Raw genomic sequence first — 2,500 nt, forward strand, 5'->3', positions numbered from 1 at the left:
CCGGCGAAGTTGTAGTGCGAGTGAAGATGCTCGCTACCCGCGATTGGACGGAAAGACCCCGTAGAGCTTTACTGTAGCTTAGCATTGAATTTCGGTATTGTCTGTACAGGATAGGTGGGAGACTGGGAAACTAGGGCGTCAGCCTTGGTGGAGTCGTTGTTGGGATACCACCCTGATAGTATTGAAGTTCTAACTGGATGCCATGAAACTGGTGACAGGACATTGTTAGGTGGGCAGTTTGACTGGGGCGGTCGCCTCCTAAAATGTAACGGAGGCGCCCAAAGGTTCCCTCAGAACGGTCGGAAATCGTTCGAAGAGTGTAAAGGCAGAAGGGAGCCTGACTGCGACACCTACAAGTGGAGCAGGGACGAAAGTCGGGCTTAGTGATCCGGTGGTACCTCGTGGGAGGGCCATCGCTCAACGGATAAAAGCTACCTCGGGGATAACAGGCTGATCTCCCCCAAGAGTTCACATCGACGGGGAGGTTTGGCACCTCGATGTCGGCTCGTCGCATCCTGGGGCTGAAGTAGGTCCCAAGGGTTGGGCTGTTCGCCCATTAAAGCGGCACGCGAGCTGGGTTCAGAACGTCGTGAGACAGTTCGGTCCCTATCCGTCGCGGGCGTAGGAAATTTGAGAGGAGCTGTCCTTAGTACGAGAGGACCGGGATGGACTGACCTATGGTGTACCAGTTGTTTCGCCAGAAGCATAGCTGGGTAGCTAAGTCGGGAAGGGATAAACGCTGAAAGCATCTAAGTGTGAAGCCCACCTCAAGATGAGATTTCCCATAGCATAAGCTAGTAAGACCCCTTGAAGACTACAAGGTTGATAGGTCAGAGGTGTAAGTATGGTAACATATTTAGCTGACTGATACTAATAGGTCGAGGGCTTGACCAATATAATCAAGTTGTAATATACATTAAAGAAACTGTGTGCAATTTTGAAAGAACAAAGTTTTTTCAAATTAAAGATCTCGTGGTGATGGCATAGAGGTAACACTCCTTCCCATTCCGAACAGGAAAGTTAAGGTCTATAGCGCCGATGGTACTGCATGGGAGACTGTGTGGCAGAGTAGGACGTTGCGAGGTAAGCAAAAAAGATAGTTGTAATAACTATCTTTTTTTATTTTGCATAAAAAATGTGATTACTAATTTTAGTGAAGAATATAATAATAAATTTAAAAATAGTCTTAGGTTCTGATATAAGAAGTGTCACTTAGAACTTGATGAAGAATTAAATGTATATAATTTGAATTAATTGACAAATATTTTTAGATATGATAATGTTAATTTATTGAAGGATTTATTGTAAAAATATAGTAAGTCTTATGAAAGGAGAAATGGTAATATGATAAAGAGTGTAAAGGTGATTGCTGTTTAAACTAAATATGGGCGGAAATACATTCTTATGGTAGTTGTACCTTTTATTTGTGTTATATTTTCGCAGAATTTAGATAACCTTTCATAAATATGTGTACTATTAAGGACGAATATCATAACAGGTTTGCCTGTTTTTATAATGCCCGCAGATAGAAGCCATTTATAGGTTTGTGTCTGCGGGATTTTTCTGTCCATTTTTAGATATTCAGTAATATCAATAGTATATGATAAGAGCAGCAATCAAAGAGGAGAGATGTGCAATGAAGAATTTAAAATTAAAATCTATGAAAAATTTAAGAATTTCAAAATCAAGCAAAAAGGAGATTTAAAAATGAAAGAAGTAAATCATATAATAACTATGAAGCAATATATAGGTGAAAAAGAATATAAAGAAATAAATGAACTTCAAGAGATAGTCATTTTGAATGATAATGTAAATTTAAAATTAGAATTGGACTTTAAATTAGACATACAAAATAATTCAGAAGGATCAAATAAAAAAATAAATGAATTTTTATATTATGTAGATGATGTTTTAGTTGCTTACCTTGGAATTTCATGTTTTGGAGGAAATATGGCTGAGCTTAATGGAATGACTCATCCAGAATGGAGGAGGAAAGGTATCTTTAAAAAACTCTTTGACCTTGCAATAGATGAATGTAGTAGGAATGGTTTCAAGAAGATATTATTATTAACGGATGGTAAATCTAAATCTGGAAATGAATTTATAAAAGCAGTAGGAGGAGAATACGATTTTTCTGAATATGGGATGGAATTAATAATTCAGCATCTTTTAGAAAATTTAGTTCCTATTAATTTAAGAAAAGCAAAGGCATCAGATAAGAAGGAATTATCAAGACAAGACTTGATTTATTTTTCTGATAAGGAGGAAAATGAAAGTTTCAGAGTTTCAGCTGAAGAAGAAACTGAACAAATTGAGGAAGATGAATCAAGAATAAAGAATGCTTATATAGCTGAATTAAACAATGAAATCATAGGTAAAATTCATATTGAATATAATGATGACTCAGCTTTCATATTGGGTTTTGGCGTGTTACCAGAGTTTAGAGGAAAAGGCTATGGAAGAGCAGTACTAAAGGCAGCTTTAAAATTAATAAGTGAAA

General features: G+C 37.2%; 1 protein-coding gene and 2 rRNA genes (2 of these 3 running past the window's edge). All 3 read left to right on the forward strand.

What is annotated here, in order from left to right; all coding sequences use genetic code 11:
- Positions 1–894 (forward strand): 23S ribosomal RNA (locus PZA12_RS04460) (it extends 2,017 nt beyond the left edge of the window).
- Between the two features lie 74 nt (positions 895–968).
- Positions 969–1,085, forward strand: a 5S ribosomal RNA gene (gene rrf, locus PZA12_RS04465).
- 622 nt (positions 1,086–1,707) lie between these two features.
- Positions 1,708–2,500: the 5' portion of a GNAT family N-acetyltransferase gene (locus tag PZA12_RS04470; protein ID WP_103699392.1), read on the forward strand. Its footprint extends 116 nt past the window's final position; only the first 793 of its 909 coding nucleotides appear in the window; the start codon lies at positions 1,708–1,710; its stop codon lies off the right edge, out of view.

This window comes from Clostridium beijerinckii (assembly GCF_036699995.1).
In the GTDB taxonomy this organism is placed as follows: Bacteria; Bacillota; Clostridia; order Clostridiales; family Clostridiaceae; genus Clostridium; species Clostridium helianthi.